This window comes from Acidobacteriota bacterium (genome assembly GCA_016716905.1).
Classification (GTDB): domain Bacteria; phylum Acidobacteriota; class Vicinamibacteria; order Vicinamibacterales; family SCN-69-37; genus SYFT01.
The window spans coordinates 163,831-180,462 of sequence record JADJUS010000014.1; the positions used below are offsets into that span (position 1 = coordinate 163,831).

16 protein-coding genes are annotated in these 16,632 nt (G+C 64.0%); 9 read left to right on the plus strand and 7 right to left on the minus strand.

Translation table 11 applies throughout. The features are described from left to right. The first annotated feature begins 32 nt into the window (after positions 1-32). Both IPL75_14635 and IPL75_14640 read left to right on the plus strand, forming a co-directional pair. Entirely contained in the window at positions 33-1,010 is a 978-nt protein-coding gene (locus tag IPL75_14635) for a flippase-like domain-containing protein (GenBank protein MBK9241459.1), read from the plus strand. Between the two features lie 78 nt (positions 1,011-1,088). Further along, a complete protein-coding gene (locus IPL75_14640) occupies positions 1,089-2,291 on the plus strand; it encodes a hypothetical protein (protein ID MBK9241460.1) in 1,203 nt (400 codons plus the stop codon). 77 nt (positions 2,292-2,368) lie between these two features. Here the strand turns inward: IPL75_14640 and IPL75_14645 are convergent, their stop codons facing one another. After that, positions 2,369-3,097, minus strand: a complete 729-nt coding sequence (locus tag IPL75_14645; GenBank protein MBK9241461.1) for a hypothetical protein — start codon at positions 3,095-3,097, stop codon at positions 2,369-2,371. A gap of 165 nt (positions 3,098-3,262) precedes the next feature. Between IPL75_14645 and IPL75_14650 the strand changes: the two genes are divergently transcribed. From IPL75_14650 to IPL75_14660, 3 genes are all read left to right on the plus strand, one after another. Continuing rightward, a complete protein-coding gene (locus tag IPL75_14650) occupies positions 3,263-4,426 on the plus strand; it encodes a hypothetical protein (protein ID MBK9241462.1) in 1,164 nt (387 codons plus the stop codon). Positions 4,427-4,533: 107 nt separating this feature from the next. Next, positions 4,534-5,052: a hypothetical protein gene (locus IPL75_14655; GenBank protein ID MBK9241463.1), complete on the plus strand. Its 519-nt coding sequence runs from the start codon at positions 4,534-4,536 to the stop codon at positions 5,050-5,052. Further along, on the plus strand, positions 4,958-6,586 hold the full coding sequence (locus tag IPL75_14660) for a hypothetical protein (GenBank protein ID MBK9241464.1): 1,629 nt from the start codon (positions 4,958-4,960) through the stop codon (positions 6,584-6,586). Before IPL75_14655 ends, IPL75_14660 begins: the two co-directional genes overlap by 95 nt. A 15-nt stretch (positions 6,587-6,601) precedes the next feature. Here the strand turns inward: IPL75_14660 and IPL75_14665 are convergent, their stop codons facing one another. Further along, positions 6,602-7,537, minus strand: coding sequence for a class I SAM-dependent methyltransferase (locus IPL75_14665; GenBank protein MBK9241465.1), 936 nt, complete (start codon positions 7,535-7,537; stop codon positions 6,602-6,604). Between the two features lie 21 nt (positions 7,538-7,558). Beyond that, entirely contained in the window at positions 7,559-9,466 is a 1,908-nt protein-coding gene (locus IPL75_14670; protein ID MBK9241466.1) for a YvcK family protein, read from the minus strand. A 117-nt stretch (positions 9,467-9,583) separates the two neighbouring features. Between IPL75_14670 and IPL75_14675 the strand changes: the two genes are divergently transcribed. The 4 genes from IPL75_14675 to IPL75_14690 all read left to right on the plus strand — a co-directional run bounded on the left by IPL75_14675 (position 9,584) and on the right by IPL75_14690 (position 13,388). Continuing rightward, entirely contained in the window at positions 9,584-10,744 is a 1,161-nt protein-coding gene (locus tag IPL75_14675) for a radical SAM protein (protein ID MBK9241467.1), read from the plus strand. A 67-nt stretch (positions 10,745-10,811) separates the two neighbouring features. After that, positions 10,812-11,918, plus strand: coding sequence for a hypothetical protein (locus IPL75_14680; protein ID MBK9241468.1), 1,107 nt, complete (start codon positions 10,812-10,814; stop codon positions 11,916-11,918). A gap of 16 nt (positions 11,919-11,934) precedes the next feature. Continuing rightward, positions 11,935-12,690, plus strand: a complete 756-nt coding sequence (locus IPL75_14685) for an NTP transferase domain-containing protein (protein ID MBK9241469.1) — start codon at positions 11,935-11,937, stop codon at positions 12,688-12,690. Further along, positions 12,687-13,388 carry a glycosyltransferase family 2 protein gene (locus tag IPL75_14690; protein MBK9241470.1) on the plus strand — a complete coding sequence of 234 codons (702 nt, stop codon included), beginning with the start codon at positions 12,687-12,689 and terminating at the stop codon, positions 13,386-13,388. Before IPL75_14685 ends, IPL75_14690 begins: the two co-directional genes overlap by 4 nt. Before the next feature lie 50 nt (positions 13,389-13,438). Here IPL75_14690 and IPL75_14695 read toward each other — a convergent pair whose 3' ends face one another. The 4 genes from IPL75_14695 to IPL75_14710 are packed head-to-tail and all read right to left on the minus strand — an operon-like array spanning position 13,439 to position 16,622. Beyond that, complete coding sequence (locus IPL75_14695; protein ID MBK9241471.1) at positions 13,439-14,278, minus strand: hypothetical protein; 840 nt, start codon at positions 14,276-14,278, stop codon at positions 13,439-13,441. 2 nt (positions 14,279-14,280) lie between these two features. Further along, positions 14,281-14,976, minus strand: coding sequence for an outer membrane beta-barrel protein (locus tag IPL75_14700; protein ID MBK9241472.1), 696 nt, complete (start codon positions 14,974-14,976; stop codon positions 14,281-14,283). A gap of 16 nt (positions 14,977-14,992) precedes the next feature. Next, a complete protein-coding gene (locus IPL75_14705) occupies positions 14,993-16,009 on the minus strand; it encodes a glycosyltransferase family 2 protein (protein ID MBK9241473.1) in 1,017 nt (338 codons plus the stop codon). 10 nt (positions 16,010-16,019) lie between these two features. After that, positions 16,020-16,622, minus strand: coding sequence for a VTT domain-containing protein (locus tag IPL75_14710; protein MBK9241474.1), 603 nt, complete (start codon positions 16,620-16,622; stop codon positions 16,020-16,022). Between the last annotated feature and the right edge of the window lie 10 nt (positions 16,623-16,632).

Sequence of the window (16,632 nt, forward strand, 5' to 3'; positions counted from 1 at the left end):
GTCATTTTAGCGCCCATGTAGAATCTGCTGCAATGATCTCCAGGGCCGCGCAGTTGGCATTCCGAGTGCTCCTCGCCAGTGGCCTGATGTGGCTGGCCACGAGGAATGCCTCGTGGACCGATATCGCCGGTGCGGTGAAAGCGGGTTCGTTGTCATGGTTCGGCGTGTGCCTCGGGCTTGTGGTGATCGACCGCGCGCTGATGGCCTGGCGGTGGATGGCACTCCTGCGCGCCGTGGAAACTCCGCCCTGCGTCCCCCGGCACCAGATAGTCAGAATTTTCTTCGTGAGCACTTTTGTCGGGACATTCTTACCTGGCGGTATTGGCGGAGATGCGGTCCGCGCCCTCAGCTTGTCGCGACTGGGTGCGCCGACCCAACTGGCCGTGGGATCGGTCGCGGTGGACCGCCTCCTGGGTACCGTCTCCGTTCTGCTGATGGCCGCCGGCGGCTCGATCCTCGTGGGGCGGCTCATCGACGGCCGCCTCCTCGCGGTCTCCATCGTCATTGCGATTCTTGGCGTGGCCGGCACAATCCTGTTGCTGTTCGATTCAAGGATTCTGGCCGGTCTCGTGCGTTGGGCCGGGCGCAGATTCCCGAGAGTAGAACGGCTCGCGCAGAAGTTTCTGACCGCGATTCGCCAGTATGGCGGTCATCGGGGCGTACTCATCGGGGTGCTGCTCGCCTCGATCGGCGTTCAAGCGCTGCGATCGGCACAGGCGTGGTGCCTGGGGCTCGCCATAGGCCTGACCTTGGGCGGCGGGTGGTATTTCGCCCTCATTCCCTTCGGAGTGCTGGCCTTCCTGCTGCCCCTCTCGGTGTCTGGCCTGGGCGCCGGCGTGGCCTCGTTCGTTCCGTTATTCGCCCTTGCCGGATTGCCGAGGGAAGAGGCCTTCGCGCTCGGGTTGCTCTTCTGGTTCCTCGGCGTGCTTGGTAATCTGCCGGGCGGGATTTTGATGGTCCTTGGCTCAAATTCCTCTCGATCCGGCTTGGCGTCCAGCTTGCATAAGTAGTGACGCGGCGGCCCTATCGGCGGACCGATTCACGTCCGATACGGCCTTCAGTCTGTGCTTTTTGCAAGAGGGCCCCATATGCCGATCACGTTTTTCGCCCGCCGCTCCACATACCTGTCAACTGCGGCGCTGCTGCTCGTCGTTGCCGCCGGTTGCGAGCAGAGCAAAACCGCCAATCCGCTCAGTCCCCAAATTGCCGGGCCGCTGGCGAACGTGGACATCACCGTGCCCAAGGCCCTGGAACCCGGGACCGGCTGGAAGATCGAAGATAAGAACCAACCCATCACACTGCTGATTGAAAACCCGTCGAGCAGCAGCCCACGCCCGTTCACTTTGCGTGTGGAGGTGGCGACCGATGCCACGTTCGCCAACGCCGTCTTCACGGCCAACAACATCGGACCTGGCCCGAACGGGCGCACCGCCGTGCGCCTGCCCGACAAACTCGCGCCCGGACGCAGTTACCTCTGGCGCGCCCGGGCCGAGGATGGCGCCAACAACAGCGAATGGTCGGCTGCGGCGCAGTTCGACGTCCTGATGCCCATCTTCATCGGCACGCCTGTGGCGAAGTCTCCGGTGGGCAACGTTCGAGTCGAGTCTCGCACGCCCACACTGGTCGCCGCCAATGCGGTCACCACGGGGCCGCACGGCGCGCTCTTCTATTTCTTCCAGATTTCTGGCACAGACACGTTCGGAGGTCAGGCAGCAAGCGCCGAGGCCCCCGTGAACCCCGGAGGTGAGACGTCACTCGCCATCCCGTCGGCCCTTCCCTACGACACAACGGTCTACTGGCGCGTCCGAATCACCGATGGTCTGAATGTGGGCGCCTGGTCCAAGACAGAGGTCTTCCGGACGCCCGTCGCACCCGTGGTGGTGCCGCCTCCCCCGCCGCCAGGTGGCGGCAGTGGTGGTGGCGGTGGCGGCACGGGCGGATCCTGCGCCGGTAACAACGGCGACGCCATCGTGCAGTGCATCGCGGCCAAGTACCCGCAGTATCTGGTCCCTGTGGGTTCGCTCGGGCAACGTCAGAGCAACATGATGTTCCTGCGCGACCGGATCATCGAAGCTGGCCGCTGTGGCGGCCTGGACCTCGCCTGGAACCTCAAGCGCGGCGGCCCCGAGATCAGCATCGACTTCCTGGTGCACATGGACAACGGTACGCTCCGGGGTATCGATATCGCCTTTGACTACGACAACATCAGCACGCCGTTGAAGCTCTACTGGGGCGAAGGAACGTTCCCCTACTACGGCGGCTACCCGCAGTTCAGTTGTTCAGGCGTGTAGCGCCACGGACCATCGGTACAAAAAGAAAGGGGCAGGCGCCGCAAGCGCCTGCCCCTTTTGTCTTGAGTCCCTGCGGCTTAGAACTTGATCCGGACGCCGCCGCCGATCTGGAATCCACCAACATCCAGCTTGGTGGTCGAGGTCAGGTTGACCTTCGCTGCCGAATACCGCGCGAAGGCGCCGACGCCAATGTTCTTCGTAATGAGGTACCGCCCGTCCACGCCGGCCATCACGCCCCACACGGACTTGTCGACGGTCTCGAGGTCCACTGTGACGGTCGGGCTGCTGCCTTCGACCACGGAGGCGCCCACCACCGTCTCGTGCTGCACGGCCGCGACGGTCGGGCCCAGCATCGCCATGACTTCAAACTTCTCGGTGACCGGAATCATCCAGCCGATCAGGACGCTGGTCCACAACTCCGAATGTTTCATGCCGGCCACGCTGCCGCTCACAGACCGAGCCTGGTCGTAAAACGCGGGGTGGGGAATCACCGCGGTGGTGAGCCCATCGCTGTCCGCCTTGCGGCCCGAGACGCTGAGCGCCACGGCCATGTTGCTCCACACACGAATGCCGCCGGTCACGTCCCAGATGGCCGAGCCTTTGATTTCGCGGGTGGTGTCTATCGTTGCTGTTTCGTCATACAACGGGAATGAGAGCGTGGTTGCGACATCCTTCTTTCCAGTCTGGACGCCTCCACTCACGTTCAAGAACACCCGATCGGTCCACTGGAGCATCTGGGCGTGGGCGTCGGCCCCTCCCAGGAGCATGGCGCTGAAAACAGTTCCTACCACTACTCTCTTCATCATTTCGGTCCTTTAATCGAGTCTCACTGGGCCCGATGGCCTGGCACTGCGCCGCATCCGCATTCAATTTCACTTAGGCGCTGACTGGGATATCATACAACGCACGTCCATGGTAATGGCTGGTGCGTGAGCCCAGCAACGGAAAAACTCGTTGGAGAAACTCTCAGCATGCGTACGACTTCTGCATTCGCCCTCGTGTCCGGCACCCTCATCCTGGCGGTGGCTGTGGCCTGCAGCCAGCCCGGCACCCAGTCGATTCCATCACCGACCGCACCGGCCTCTGATGATCTGGGCCCGGGCGGATCCACGCTGAAGGTTCCGGCACCAACACTGCAGTCACCTGCCAACAACCAGCAGGTGACCACGACGACGAACATTTCGCTCGTCTCCACCAACGTGTCCGGCACCAACATCTCGTTCCCGGTCACCCTCGAGTATGAAGTGCGACTGCTCGGCAGCAACCCTGCCGGGACGCTGATCGCCAATCCGAAGGTTCCGCAGTCGAGCGGCGCCACCACAACCTGGGTGCTGCCCAACCAGCTCGATACCAGTGCCCTGTATACCTGGCGCGTCCGCGCCACCTATAGCGGTGCGTTCGGCCCCTGGTCCTCAACCTTCACGTTCAAGGCGCCGGACATTCCACCCTCCTACATCCGAGGCAATGAGATCTTCGACTCATTGACCGATGGTAAGACCGTCGGCACGGTGTTTGGCAACGTGCAGTGGCTGCCGGGCGTTGGTGTCAAGCTGCTTGATCAGACCAGCCGCATCACCTACACGCTGCCCACCACGTTGACTGAAGGCACCTTCTCAATGATGGTCAAGGGTGTTGATGAGTCCAACCCCGGCGACAAGTCGAAGATCATGTCGATGCAGGAAAATGGTGGTGACATTACGTCCAACGACTACCGCATGACCGCGGAACTCCGTGGCCGTGCCTACGTCACGCCAGGTGCCGTTCAGGCCCGCATCATCACCGGCGATGCCGGGGACGAAGAGCACATTCACGACACGCCGCGCATTGTGGTCGACTTCAACGACGAAGAGTGGTACCTGTGGCGCTGCACCTGGCGCAATGACCTCTTCACCCTGGAAGTCAGGCGCGGTGGGCCCAACGGCCAGGTCATGTACAGCGCCACGCGGGGCACGAGTACGCGCGCCTATCGCCCCATCCCGCACGTCATTCACATCGGCGCTCCCGTCGGACGCGCCGGTGCCATCGACGCGACCGCCGCGGGCATGATCGCGAAGAACCTCTGGGTATCGCCACTGCAGACGCGGCCGCAGTTCCCGTTCCCGGACGTGCTGGCAAGCCCTTCCGCCCGCCGCTAGTTCGATCGTTTTTGTGACGCACGAAGGGCGGCCACCTCGGCCGCCCTTCGTGTGTCCGGGCCCTTCTCTTGACTCACTTCTCCGTTGGTGGAACGATCTCCTCGCCCATGATTCGAACCGTCAACCGCGGCCTGGTCTTCATGGTCGCCGTTGGCGTGCTCCTGTCCTCGTGGGCGATGCTCCCCTCGTTCATCGACCTGCCTCTCTATTTCCTGATTGCGGCGATCTTCACCTTGCCGGGCTGGTGGCTGGCCCGTTGGGTTGCCGGTGACGACGCCGACGCGTTGAGCCGCGCCATTCTGGCGTTGCCGCTGGGGTACGTCGCCGGCGCCGTGACCTGCGCGGCGCTGCGACTGGTGGGTGTCTCGTCCCCCTTCGCCGTGCTGGCGGCCATCACCGGCCTCGCCCTGGTGCTGACTATGGGCCTTCCGGCGGCCGCAACCTGGCGTCATCGCGCTCGTCCGGCTGGACGCGCCCGATCGCCTCGCCCTCGCCGTGTTGTGGCTGCTGACGCTCGGAGTGGTGGGGCCAGTGTTTGCACTGGTCGGGAACACAACGCCCCTGGGCCTGGCGTATCGTGCGTACTTCAACGCAGATCTCTTCGTCCACATGACGGTGGTCGCTGAATTCGCCAAGGGCACGGTGCCACTGGCCAATCCCTTCTCACCGCTCGAAGCATTCCCCTACTACTGGACCTACTTCACACTGCCTGGGGTCTTTTCGCAGCTGAGGCCGGTACTGCCCGTGGACCCGGCCATCATGCTTACGGATACGGCGATGGCGCTGGTGTTCATCAGCGTCGGCTTCCTGGCCGTCCGCAATTTCGGCGCGTCCGCGCTGGCCACTGCGATCTCGTGGTCCACGATTCTGCTCGCCTCGAGCTTCGAGGGTGCGTATTTCTTGTGGGATCAAATCGCGACCGGCAGGCCCATCGCCGAATTCCGTACATGGAACATCGACGCCGTCACGCGGTGGGTCTGGAATCTGCCGGGCGTGGATGGGTTCCAGCGCGCGATGTGGTGGACCCCCCAGCACCTGATGGCGCTGACCCTGGTGTTCATCCTGCTGCTCGTCGTCGCCCGCGCCCGACGAGCCAATACGCTGGCCCCCTCGATTCTCGAGGGGCTGCTGCTGGGCGCGATGCTCGCGATCAGCAGCTTTAATGGAACGCTCCTCGTGGGGTCGTACGCCGTCGCGCAGGTGGCGATCCTGGCTGCCGAGCGTGGCCGCGGGTTCGGCGCCTGGTTTGTCTCGCGCTCGGTAGCCGCAGTCATGGTGTTGCTCTTGCTTGGCCTCACGCTCGGTCTTGGCATGGTGCAATCCACGCCGAATGCGTTTCTTGTTGGATGGAACCGTTTCTTCCTGCGCGGGCCGTGGACCTTTGTGCTGCTCAGCTTTGGCCCGGCGTTGTTTCTTGCGCCGCTTGGCCTGCGCGCGGCGTTTCGCGCATCGAGCCGGCTGGTCATCACGCTGGCGTCGATCCTCGCGGTCATCACGGTCGTCTTTCTCTTTGTCGATCTTCGCGGCCACGAAAACACGCAGGTGACCTTCCGCACCGGTCACCTGATGTATCTGTGCCTGGGGATTCTGCTCGCATTCGCCATCGACAACTGGCGCGCTGCAGGCGGGGTGCGATCGATCGCGCTCTCAGCGCTGCTGCTGCTCGGAGCGATCGTGGCGCTGCCGACGGTGGCGCTCGACTGGTACAACGCTCGGGATATTTCGAACATCGAGAACAGTCCGGGCAACTTCCCCTGGACCGTTCACATCAGTCCAGACGATGACGCTGCGGCGCAGTACATTCACGCCGTTCTGCCTCCGACGGCCACCGTGCAGACCGACGCGCTGCCGCGCGATCGCAATACCTGGGCTTTTGTCACGGCGTTTGCCCGACGACGGATGGCGGTGGGCAACGGGCTGTTCACACTGAATCCCCTGCGATACCAACCCGCGATGGCGCGCGTGCATGAAGCGTATCAGAGCCCGTCAGCGGAGGTCGCTCACACCGCGTTTGTCGAGCTGGGCGTGGACTATTTTTACGTGGGTGACGTGGAGCGGAAGGTCAACGGTGCGTCGGTGCAGAAATTTGCGCTGCACCCGAGTCTGTTCCAGCCGGTCTACTGGCGCGGCAGCGTCGAAGTATTCAAAGTCGTCAAATAGCCACGCGGCCGGACGTCACGCGCGCTTGCGCGCGATGACGAGGGTCTGGCCGATCCAATACGGCACATGAAGACCGGCGGCGCCCACGCCCGAGGTGAGCTTGCCGGCCAGCCGCGCCACGGGCCCGGCCACAGGCTCTCCCCGTTTGATGACATAGCCCAGTTCCAGCCACTGGATGTGCGGCTTCATCCGGACCACCTGAAAGCCAACCCGCTGCAGCATCTGCCCGAGCGTCTGCCGGGTGAAGTAGTACAGATGCGTGCTCAGCAGCATCAGCCAGTGACGCCCCATGCGTCGCGCGAGCCAACTGCCAATATCCGGTACGTTCACGATGAGCAGGCCGCCGGGTTTGAGCACCCTCTGGCACTCCCCGAGAAAGCCCTGGGGATCGTGGGTATGCTCCAGCACGTCCCACACCGTCACCACATCAAACGTCGCGTCGGCGTAGTGCTGTTCGAACAACGTGCCGGGCTGAATGTCGATGCCGTATGTGCGTTTGCCCCAGGCGCCGAGCCAGGTGTTGGGCTCACACCCCGACACCGTCCAGCCGCGCACCTTCGCGACATGGAGGAATGAGCCGGCGGCTGTGCCAACGTCCAGCATGTGCCCCCGGTGGGGCGCGAGCCGTTCGATCATGTTGAGCGCTTTGGCGAAGGTCCGTTCGCGGGCCGGCGCCTGCGAGACAAATGTCTCGTCCGTGCCGTCGCGGTAGCCGCCGAGAATCACGTCGGCGCGCAACCGGGGGTTCACGAACTGCAGTCCGCACGACCGGCACTCCACAAGGGGGTCGTGCAGCGCCTCATCGCTGGAACTCTTGAATCGGACCTCAAGCTCGATTTCGGTACGTTGCGTGGCGGGAAGTACCGTCGCCAGGTCCGTCCCGCCGCACAGGTTGCACGGAACCGATTCATACTGCCCGGTCGGGCCTTCAGTCGAACTCTGGCTATGCACGTCCGCTCTCCGCAACAAGACTCAGGCCCCGCCCTCGGGGCGCGTCGCCCCAGGCGCGGGCGACAGGCGCCGCACCACAATTTCCCACACGGCGCGGAAGCCCTCGAACACCGAGGTCCGTTTCACGCGTTTGGGGGAAATGGGGAAAAACCGAACCGGGATCTCAAGAACCTCTGGCCGGTCCCGCAAGAGCGAGGCCAGTAACTGGTGGTTCGCAAGTTTGAGGGCCGGATCGACATTCACTCCACGGAGGTACTTCGCCCGAACGGCCCTCGCACCTGAAAGTGTATCGCTGATGTAGCGGCCGAACAACACGAGGTAAAGCGCGCTCAGCAGATGGCTGCCGAGATGGCTGGCCGTCTTGAGCCACCAGTTGTGGCGGTACCGCAGCGCCATCGCCTCTTCAACATCCCTGATCGACAGCCGCCGGCTGCCCCACACAGCATCGAGCCGGACAAACGCGAGTTGCGAGGCCAGCGCAACAATGTCTTCTCCCCGATACATCCCGGACGACTCGAACAGGATCACGTATTCGAACTCCCCGCCCCGCAGGACATCGAGCACCTGGGACTGTGCGACGAACCGCACGGCGAACGGCAACGACGCCGCGAGCCCGGCATCCACCGCATGCGCGGTGTGCACCACCGTCACCCGGAGCGGCAGGTCGCCCATCCCGCCCCGGACCATCTCGAGCAGCGTCTGGAGCAGCTTGTTGGGGGAATCGGCGTCGTGCAGATACACAGCGACGGTGGGTTCGCGATCCGACCCAAGCAGCGACGCCACAAACGGTTTGAGCAGCTTCTCGGCATCGTGATGGCCAGTGACGCCATCCTCGTAGTTGCCAATGCGCACGAGCCTCGGGTCCTCGAGCGCTTCAACCGCACCAAGCGGCACATACGGCACGGGTGACTCACGGCCAGGATCGTTGAGCAGGTAGTGCGTGATCAGGCACGGGGTTGGCACTGTGGCCCGGCCCTTCTCACACAGGTAATACAGGGCCCGGTTGATGATGTCGACGGCGCTGGCGCCCGTGATTTCTGCGTCCTGATACAGATTGGTGATGAGGAGTTTGATCGCCGTGAGGTTTCCGGCAATGGCTGCGCTCAGGCCCGGCGTAAGATACGACGGAAACAGACTCGAGTGCTGGGTGCCCGGCGCGTAGATGATCAGGTCTGCGTCCTGCAATGCGGCCACCACCGCCGGATTCACGTGCACCGGCACCGATCGCCCTTCCAGAAACTGATCGCGCTCTGCGGGACTGAGTGCGGCCACGTGCGACTGCTCGGCAGGCTCAAGCGGCCGCCCGATTAGATAGATGTCGGCGATGCGGTTCTGGCGCTTCGCATCCACCACGTCCTCTTCGCTCGCGAGCAACCGTCCTGCAGTGTCCACCGCCACCAGGTAGGCGTTCGTACCATCGGTGACATTCTCCACCAGCCCCGCAGGCAGATTCAGCAGCGAGCAATAGTCGGCGACCGCGCGATTGAAGTTGTGTTCCGCTGCCAGGAACGCGCCAGCGAATACGAGGTTGCCCAGGCTGCAGTCGGAGAACTCGAACGGGCGCCCGGTGCGATCGAGTTCCCGCTCAAATGCCTCGAGGTAGCGCGACACCGCGACCGTCCAGGGCTGATCGCCTCGCTTGGCCGCAGCCATTGCGGCGCGCGCCTCCTGCGCATCGCAGCCTACGGGGAGCCGGCCATCGAGCAGCGCCACAAGCTCTGCGGGGGCCGTTGAGAGCTCCGTGGCCAGCCGCGAGGCGTTTTTCCGGAAGTCTGATGGCCCGAGGCTATCGCCCAGAAATCGGCGCACCTCCCCCGTGGACGCCCCATCGTCATACCCGTTGATCGCCACGGTGAGGTCGATGGCCTGATGATGGGTCAGCTGACGCGCCAGGGCACCCGACCCTCGACCACCCGAGAACAGGACCACCCTCAAACGGGACCGGCGACGAAACACACTTGGGCGGATGAGCGTCATGCAGTCAACGCGTTGCCATGTTACCCGAGTTGCCCGGCCCTCCACCGCGGTTTATGATTGAAGGGTCCCATGTCCACCGAGACGTTTCGCCTTCGCTACCTCGCCAAGTCTGTCGCCGGCGTGCCGCGCGACCTGATACAGACGGCCGTGGCGCAGGTGCGTGCCATCAAGCCCACGGTCTTCATCTACAACTGCACCTGGGTGTGTGATGCCCAGTGTGAGATGTGCAACAACTGGAAATGGGGCAACCGCAAGGAAGACATGACGCTCGCGCAGATGGACGGCGTCATGGACAGCCCGTTCTGGAGCGACGTCGAAAACCTGAACATCTCGGGCGGCGAGCCGACGACGCGTAACGACCTGCCGGAACTGGTGGAGATGTTTCACCGCCGGCTCCCCCGCATGCGGAAGGTGGGCATCAACACCACCGGGCTGACGCCGCAACGCGCCATTCCGATGCTCACGCGCATCGTGGACTTCTGCGGTGAAAAGAACCTGCTGGTCAGCATCCGCGTGTCCATCGACGGCGTCGGCGACATGCACGACCAGGTTCGCAACGTGAAGCGCGGATTCGACAAGGCCAACAAGACCATCGAGGCCATGCAGGCGCTCGCCGCGCGTTCGCCGCACTTTCAGTTCGGCATCGCTTCCACCATCTTCGCGCAGAATCTCGACGACGCGAGGAACATCCGGGAGTGGGCGCGTTCGAAGAATCTCGACATCGTGTTCAACATGCTGCGGTTCACCGACAACATGCTGCACAACGCGGAACTCGAAACCAAGATCGGGTTCGGGTCGCGCGAAGAAGAGTTCATGCGCGAATTCTTCCTGGATCAGGTGGCGGGCGAGTCAATTCTGAGCGGCCAGTCGTTCATGTACCTGCATTACGCCGACATGATTGCGAACGGCTACCACCGCACCATGCCGTGCCCGTTCCAGCGCCAGGGGCTGCTGCTTAATCCGAACGGCGAGTTGTTCTATTGCGAGAACTCCCAGAAACTGGGCAACGTGCTCGACACGCCGGCCGGCGACTTGTACTTCGGCGCGAGCCAGCTCGAAGGACGCGAGACACTCAAGCGTGAGACATGCCCCACGTGCCTGAGCCCCTGTCAGGTCAACGTCGGCGCCATGAAACAGGTGGTGCCGTACGTGAAGTTCCTGCGGCGGGCGTACAAGGTCAAACACGACCCGTCCCGTCATCTGAAAACACTTCCCGATCCCGTGCGATGATGAGCACGCTCGGATCTCCGGCACATGCCGGCCAACAGTCACAGTACGCCTTGTCGGAGGATGAGTAATGAGAGTGCAGAAATTCCTGATGGTGGCCATCGTGGCGAGTGTCGGCGCGATGGTCGCCTGCAGCGGCGAGAGCGGCCCCCGTTCGGTCACCCTGGGTGACTCCCCCACGGCGCCGGGGTCGGCACAGTTGACCGCGCCGACCCCCGAGTCGCCCGTCAACGACGCGCAGATTGACACCGTGCGCCCGACACTGACGGTACGCAACGGCTCGTCGAGCAGCAACGGCGCAAAGACATACGAGTTCCAGATCTCAGACCGCACCGATTTCCTTACCACGCTCGCAGCGCGGTCGGGTGTGGCCGAGAGCGCGCTCGGGACCACCAGCTACACCGCCGAAGCAGACCTGGCGCCCTCCACGCGTATGTATTGGCGCGCACGCATGAGCCAGGGCGGCGCCACATCGGCATGGTCGGCCACCGCCCAGTTCAGGACGAAGGTGGCGGGCTTCAACCGCCCTGGCGAACTCTACGATCCGCTGACCGGCGGCGAGACCATTGGCACTCGCATCGGCGCCACCACGTTCCTGGGCACACGCGGTCTCCGCGTGGACGATGTCACGTCGTTTGTCCGCTATCAACTGGCGCTCACGCTGACGTCGGGTGAAATCTCTGTGGAAGTCGAAGGCCTGGCGCCGAACAAGCCGAGCGAGAAGGCCCGCATCTTCTCCATGATGGACGGCACAGGCCGGCTGTTCGACAGCAAGTACCTGTTCAACGTGCAGTACCGCGGCATCCCCGGCAACCCTGACAACGCCATTTCGTACAAAGTGCTGATGGGCGATTCTTCCCTCAAATATGAGCCCGACTTCGGGGCTCGTGCCGCAGGCGTTCGTTCACTCAATCCCAATACGACGTACCTGTGGACCGCGACGTGGGGCTCCACGTTCCGGCTGACGGTGCGCGAAGGCGGCGCGACAGGCCCAATCATCTACGACCGGTCTGAGGCCACGCAGGGAACCTACAACCCGTTCCCCCATACGGTTTACCTCGGGGCGAACGACTCGAACATCGAGTCGGGCTCGTTTGCCGGCGCCATCTACCGCAACCTCTGGGTGGGCAGCGGCCCCAGGCCGGCGTCGTTGGGCTCGGCACTGTCGAGGCGCTGAGGCTTCCCGGCAGCTGGTGACGCGCGTTCTTTTGGTTCCGGCGGCAGGACTGGGCACCCGACTGGGCTCAGTCCTGCCGAAGGTCCTGACCCCCGTGGCGGGCCGCGCCATGATCGACCACATTCTCGAACGCTACCGGCACGTGGCCGGCGCCGCGGTCATCGTGGTGCACCCTGACAGCCACGCTGCCGTCGCACACCACCTGCAGGGTGACGTGACGCCCTTGGCGTTTACCGAACAGGCCGCGCCGACCGGGATGCTCGACGCCATCCTCGAAGCGCGAACAGCGGTACTGAAGTGGAATCCGGCGCGCGTCTGGATTACCTGGTGCGACCAAGTTGGCATTTCAGCCGATACGGTGACTCGGTTGGCGGCGATTGAAGCGGCATCGCCGGACCTCGCTGCCATCATGCCCGTGGTCACGCAGCCTGTGCCCTACATCCACTTCGAGCGCGACGCAGACGGCCGCCTGGTGGCCGTCCGGCAGCGCCGCGAAGGCGACACCATGCCAGGGACGGGCACAAGTGACTCCGGTCTCTTCTCTCTCTCGCGTGAGGCATTCGAGAATCTGCTTCCTGAATACGCGCGTGCCGCCGAGCGTGGCGCGGCAACCGGCGAGCGCAACTTCCTCCCCTTTCTTCCCTGGCTTGCGGCGCGAACCACGGTGACGACGTTCGAGATTGCGGCCGAAGAGGCACAAGGCATCAATACGCCTGAGGACCTTGCCGCCGTGGAGTCGAGGCTTCGGCCGGCGTCCGGGGGCGCGCCATGACGCCGAACCCGCGCGTCTCTGTGGTGATTCCTGCGTACAACGAGGACCGATTCATCGGACAACTCCTGGCGCAGATTCAGTCAGTGGACCTGTCGGCACTGGGGGTGACGCTCGAACTCATCGTGGTGGATGACGGCTCGAAGGACCGTACCGCCGAGGTCGTGTCCGCGATTCCAGGCGTCACGCTCCTGCGCAAGGCGAACGGCGGCAAAGGCAGTGCGGTTCGCGCCGGCATTGGGGCGGCCACCGGCGACTACGTCCTGATCCAGGACGCGGATCTTGAATACGACCCGCGCGACTACGTCCCGATGTTCACCGCGGCCTTCCGTGGGGGCGCGACCGTCGTGTACGGCAGCCGCTACATCGCGCATCGCGGCCCCTATCCCCAGCAGGGCCTGACGGCCTATCTCGGCGGCACCAGTCTCAGCCTGGTCTGCTGGGCATTCACAGGACGATATCTGACGGACACCGTCACGGCGCTCAAGCTCTTCCCGAGGGCACTGCTCAACGAACTGGCGCTCGTCACCTCAGGCTTCGAACTCGACCACGAGATCAGCGCCAAGGTCCTGGCGCGCGGCCACGCCATCGTGGAGGTGCCGATACGGTACTACCCGCGCAGTCGCGCCGATGGCAAGAAGATCGGCATGCGCGACTGGTTCATCGCCGTGCGCACGTTCGCGCGCTGGCGACGGGGGTAGACTCGGGCTTGAGGAACAGCCCGAGCTACGTTCCAGCCCGAGAAGACGCCTTACTTCAGGATGCGGCCGCGGGCCCGCATGCGGTTGCGCTTGATCGTCGCGATGCCGCCATCACCCGCCAGGTCATCGTCGAACCCGCTGGCGCACAGCCACCATCTCTGGGTTTCGTACACGGCGGTGAGAGGAAAATTTCCGGTGGTTGTCCCGATCTTGCCGGTCGGGAAATAGCGATCCATGAACCAGGCATCATTGTCCACACGGGCTGAATCAGTCCCGGTGAACACGACCTGTTGCCCATTCATACGCCGGTCCAGGACCACGTAGTCACGGCGGTGGTTGATGAGGTCCTGCAGCTCATCGGCCCTGCCCTGTTTGCAGGGACCGTTCTCGCTGAAGTCCACCAGGCATCCAATCGGCGGAATGTCGGAGTGCCCGAACAGGTCCATCAGGAATCGGCGGCTGATCTCTTTCAACTCGGCGACCGAATCATGCACGCGGAACGGAGTGGCCTGGCCCACGACCTTGAACTCCCGGTTTTTGCGGTTCTCGGTCACCGTCAGCGTAACGACGACGTCCACGCCCTTCTGGATGCCTGACGCCATGCGAAACGTCGCGCGTGCTCCGTTGCCGATGATGGTGCCGACGTTTGCGGCCCAGGCATAGGACAGATCCGCAACCGGCGTCTCGGCATCCTGGACCACGGCGACGAGCGGAATATCCACGCCGGCTTCCCGCCGGCTCGTGGGCCCGGAGATCGACGCGATGATTGGCGGCGTCAACACTCCGCCGCCGGCCAATGGAATTGGAATCTGTCGCGGAGCGGTGGGACTCTGCCCACACCCGGCAGCGGCCACCATTACCGCCAACCCGGCGAGACGCCGACGCACCATGTCTAGAACCGCCGCCCCATCCCGATGCTGATCCGCCGCACATCGGTGACATGGTCAGGCGTGTTGATCCGCGTCAACCGTACGCCCAAATCCAGGTACCACTTGTCGCCGAACACCAGGCCGGCGCCGGCGCCATAGGCCAGATGGTTGCCCGGCCCGAGCAGGTCACGCCCGAGCGTCACGCCGTATTGGCTCACGCCGGTCGTAATATCCCGAGCGTTCAGGATGAACGTCGGACGGTATTCCACACGCCCCATACCCACGTCGGCCATGACGTACGGCCGCACACCCACCGTGGTTTCATGGATGTACCGCAGCCCGGCTGTCGCCACCCAGGCCGGCGCGTCAATGCTGCCGCTCGCCGGCTTCCCCTGCGTCTGCTGCAGATAGCTGGCGAAGGAGTTCACTTCATCCACGCGGCTTGAGGTGACCACGTCCCACATGCGTGTGGCACCCACAACCACCTGGACGTTTCTGCGCAACCGGATGCCAAACTCGCCCCCGGCGACCGGCGCGCCGTGATCAACCACCTGGATACCCGACAACGCGCCGAGGAACCATTTACTCGTCGTATCGGCCTGGCGCACGGTCGGCGCTGTCCTCTGAGCCGGCGCAGCCGCCGCCGGCACCGTCTGTGCCTGCGCGGCTCCGGCCAGCGCCAGCACGGTCATTCCCACAAGTCCTGCAACACACTTCATCGGATTTTTGTCCCTTTCAAACATCTCTTGTAGACCGGGGCGCCGACGTTCTGGCCGGGTCCGAATCTTCGATCACTTGCCGAACGACGTAGATCGGCTTGCCCTGCGACTCGTGGTAGGTGCGCGCCTGCAATTCCGCGAGCAGGCCGATCGTCAGCAACTGCACGCCGGTAAACACGAGCAATACGCCAAGCAGAAGGATGGGTCCATCGGCCGACCACCCTCGCGTCAGGCGCATGTAGCCGAGGAACGCGAGCAGAACGCCGCCGGCGATGCCCATGATCGACCCGAACAACCCGAAGATCTGCAGGGGCCTGGTGGAATAACTCAGCAGGAACTTCACCGTCACGAGATCGAGCACCACCCGGATCGTTCGCGAAATGCCGTACTTCGTCCGCCCAAACTGGCGCGCGCGGTGATTGACCACGTGCTCGGCAATGCGGACGCCCATCTCGCTGGCGAGTGCCGGCAGGAAACGGTGCATCTCGCCGTACAGCTTCAGGGGCTTGACCACCTCGGCCCGGAAGACCTTCAACGAACATCCGTAGTCGTTGAGCTTGACGCCGGTGGCCCACGAAATCAGCCGATTGGCGATCACGGACGGCAGGCGTCGGTTGATAAACGTGTCTTTGCGGTCCTTGCGCCAGCCGCAGACGATGTCGAATGCGCCGGCATCGCCCGGTGCCCCGCTGGTGCCCTTGCCTTCAATGCGCGCCACCATGGCCGGAATGTCCCTGGGGTCGTTCTGCAGATCGCCGTCGGCGGTCGCGATCAACCGCCCGCGCGCGTACGCAAACCCCGCGGCGAATGCGGCGGTCTGGCCGAAGTTGCGGCGGAACTGGATCACGCGCAGTCGCGGGTCGCCGGCCTGCAGGCGACGAAGTATCTCGAACGACCCGTCGGTACTGCCGTCATCGATCAGGATCACCTCGAACGAACGGCCCCAGGCGCCGAGCGTCTCGGTGAATTCTCGGCACAACGCCTCGAGGTTTTCGGCCTCGTTGTACACGGGGATGACGACCGACAGGTCCACGGCGTTCATATTATGCTGCCCGGCGGCGTCCCGAGCGCTGCCGCCATACGAGAACCATGGCCCCGGCGACCAGGCAGCCGGCCAGCATCCACCAGGCGAATGCGGCCATATTGTCTTTCACCAGTTGGGCCGCCGCTTCGCCGTACACCCGCGCCAGCCAGCCCTCGATGCCATATCTGAGGCCGCGGCCGATGACCACCGACAGGGCGAACACACCGGGACCGAGCCCCCCAACCCCCGCCAGGAGGAGGAAGACCTTGTAGGGCGCCGGGGGCGGCAACATCGCCACCACAACAATCGCCCACATCCCGTATCGCGCAAAAACCGCCCGAACCCTGGCGACTTTCTCGGGCTTGAAGCGCCGCGACAGGAAGGCCTCGCCACCCCGCCGGCCAAATTCGTAGATCACCATGGACCCGACCACCGAACCCATCGTGGTCATGAAGGCGTAGTAGGCCCATCGGTCCGGGTGCTCGATGGTCTGCCAGATGATGAGCACGTCGCTCGCGTTCGGCATCGAGATGAACGAACAATCCACCGCCGCGAGGATGAACATTCCCACGCCGCCGAAGCGTTCGACAATCGGCTCCAGCCAGGCGACAAACTGATCCATGTGGGTGGGG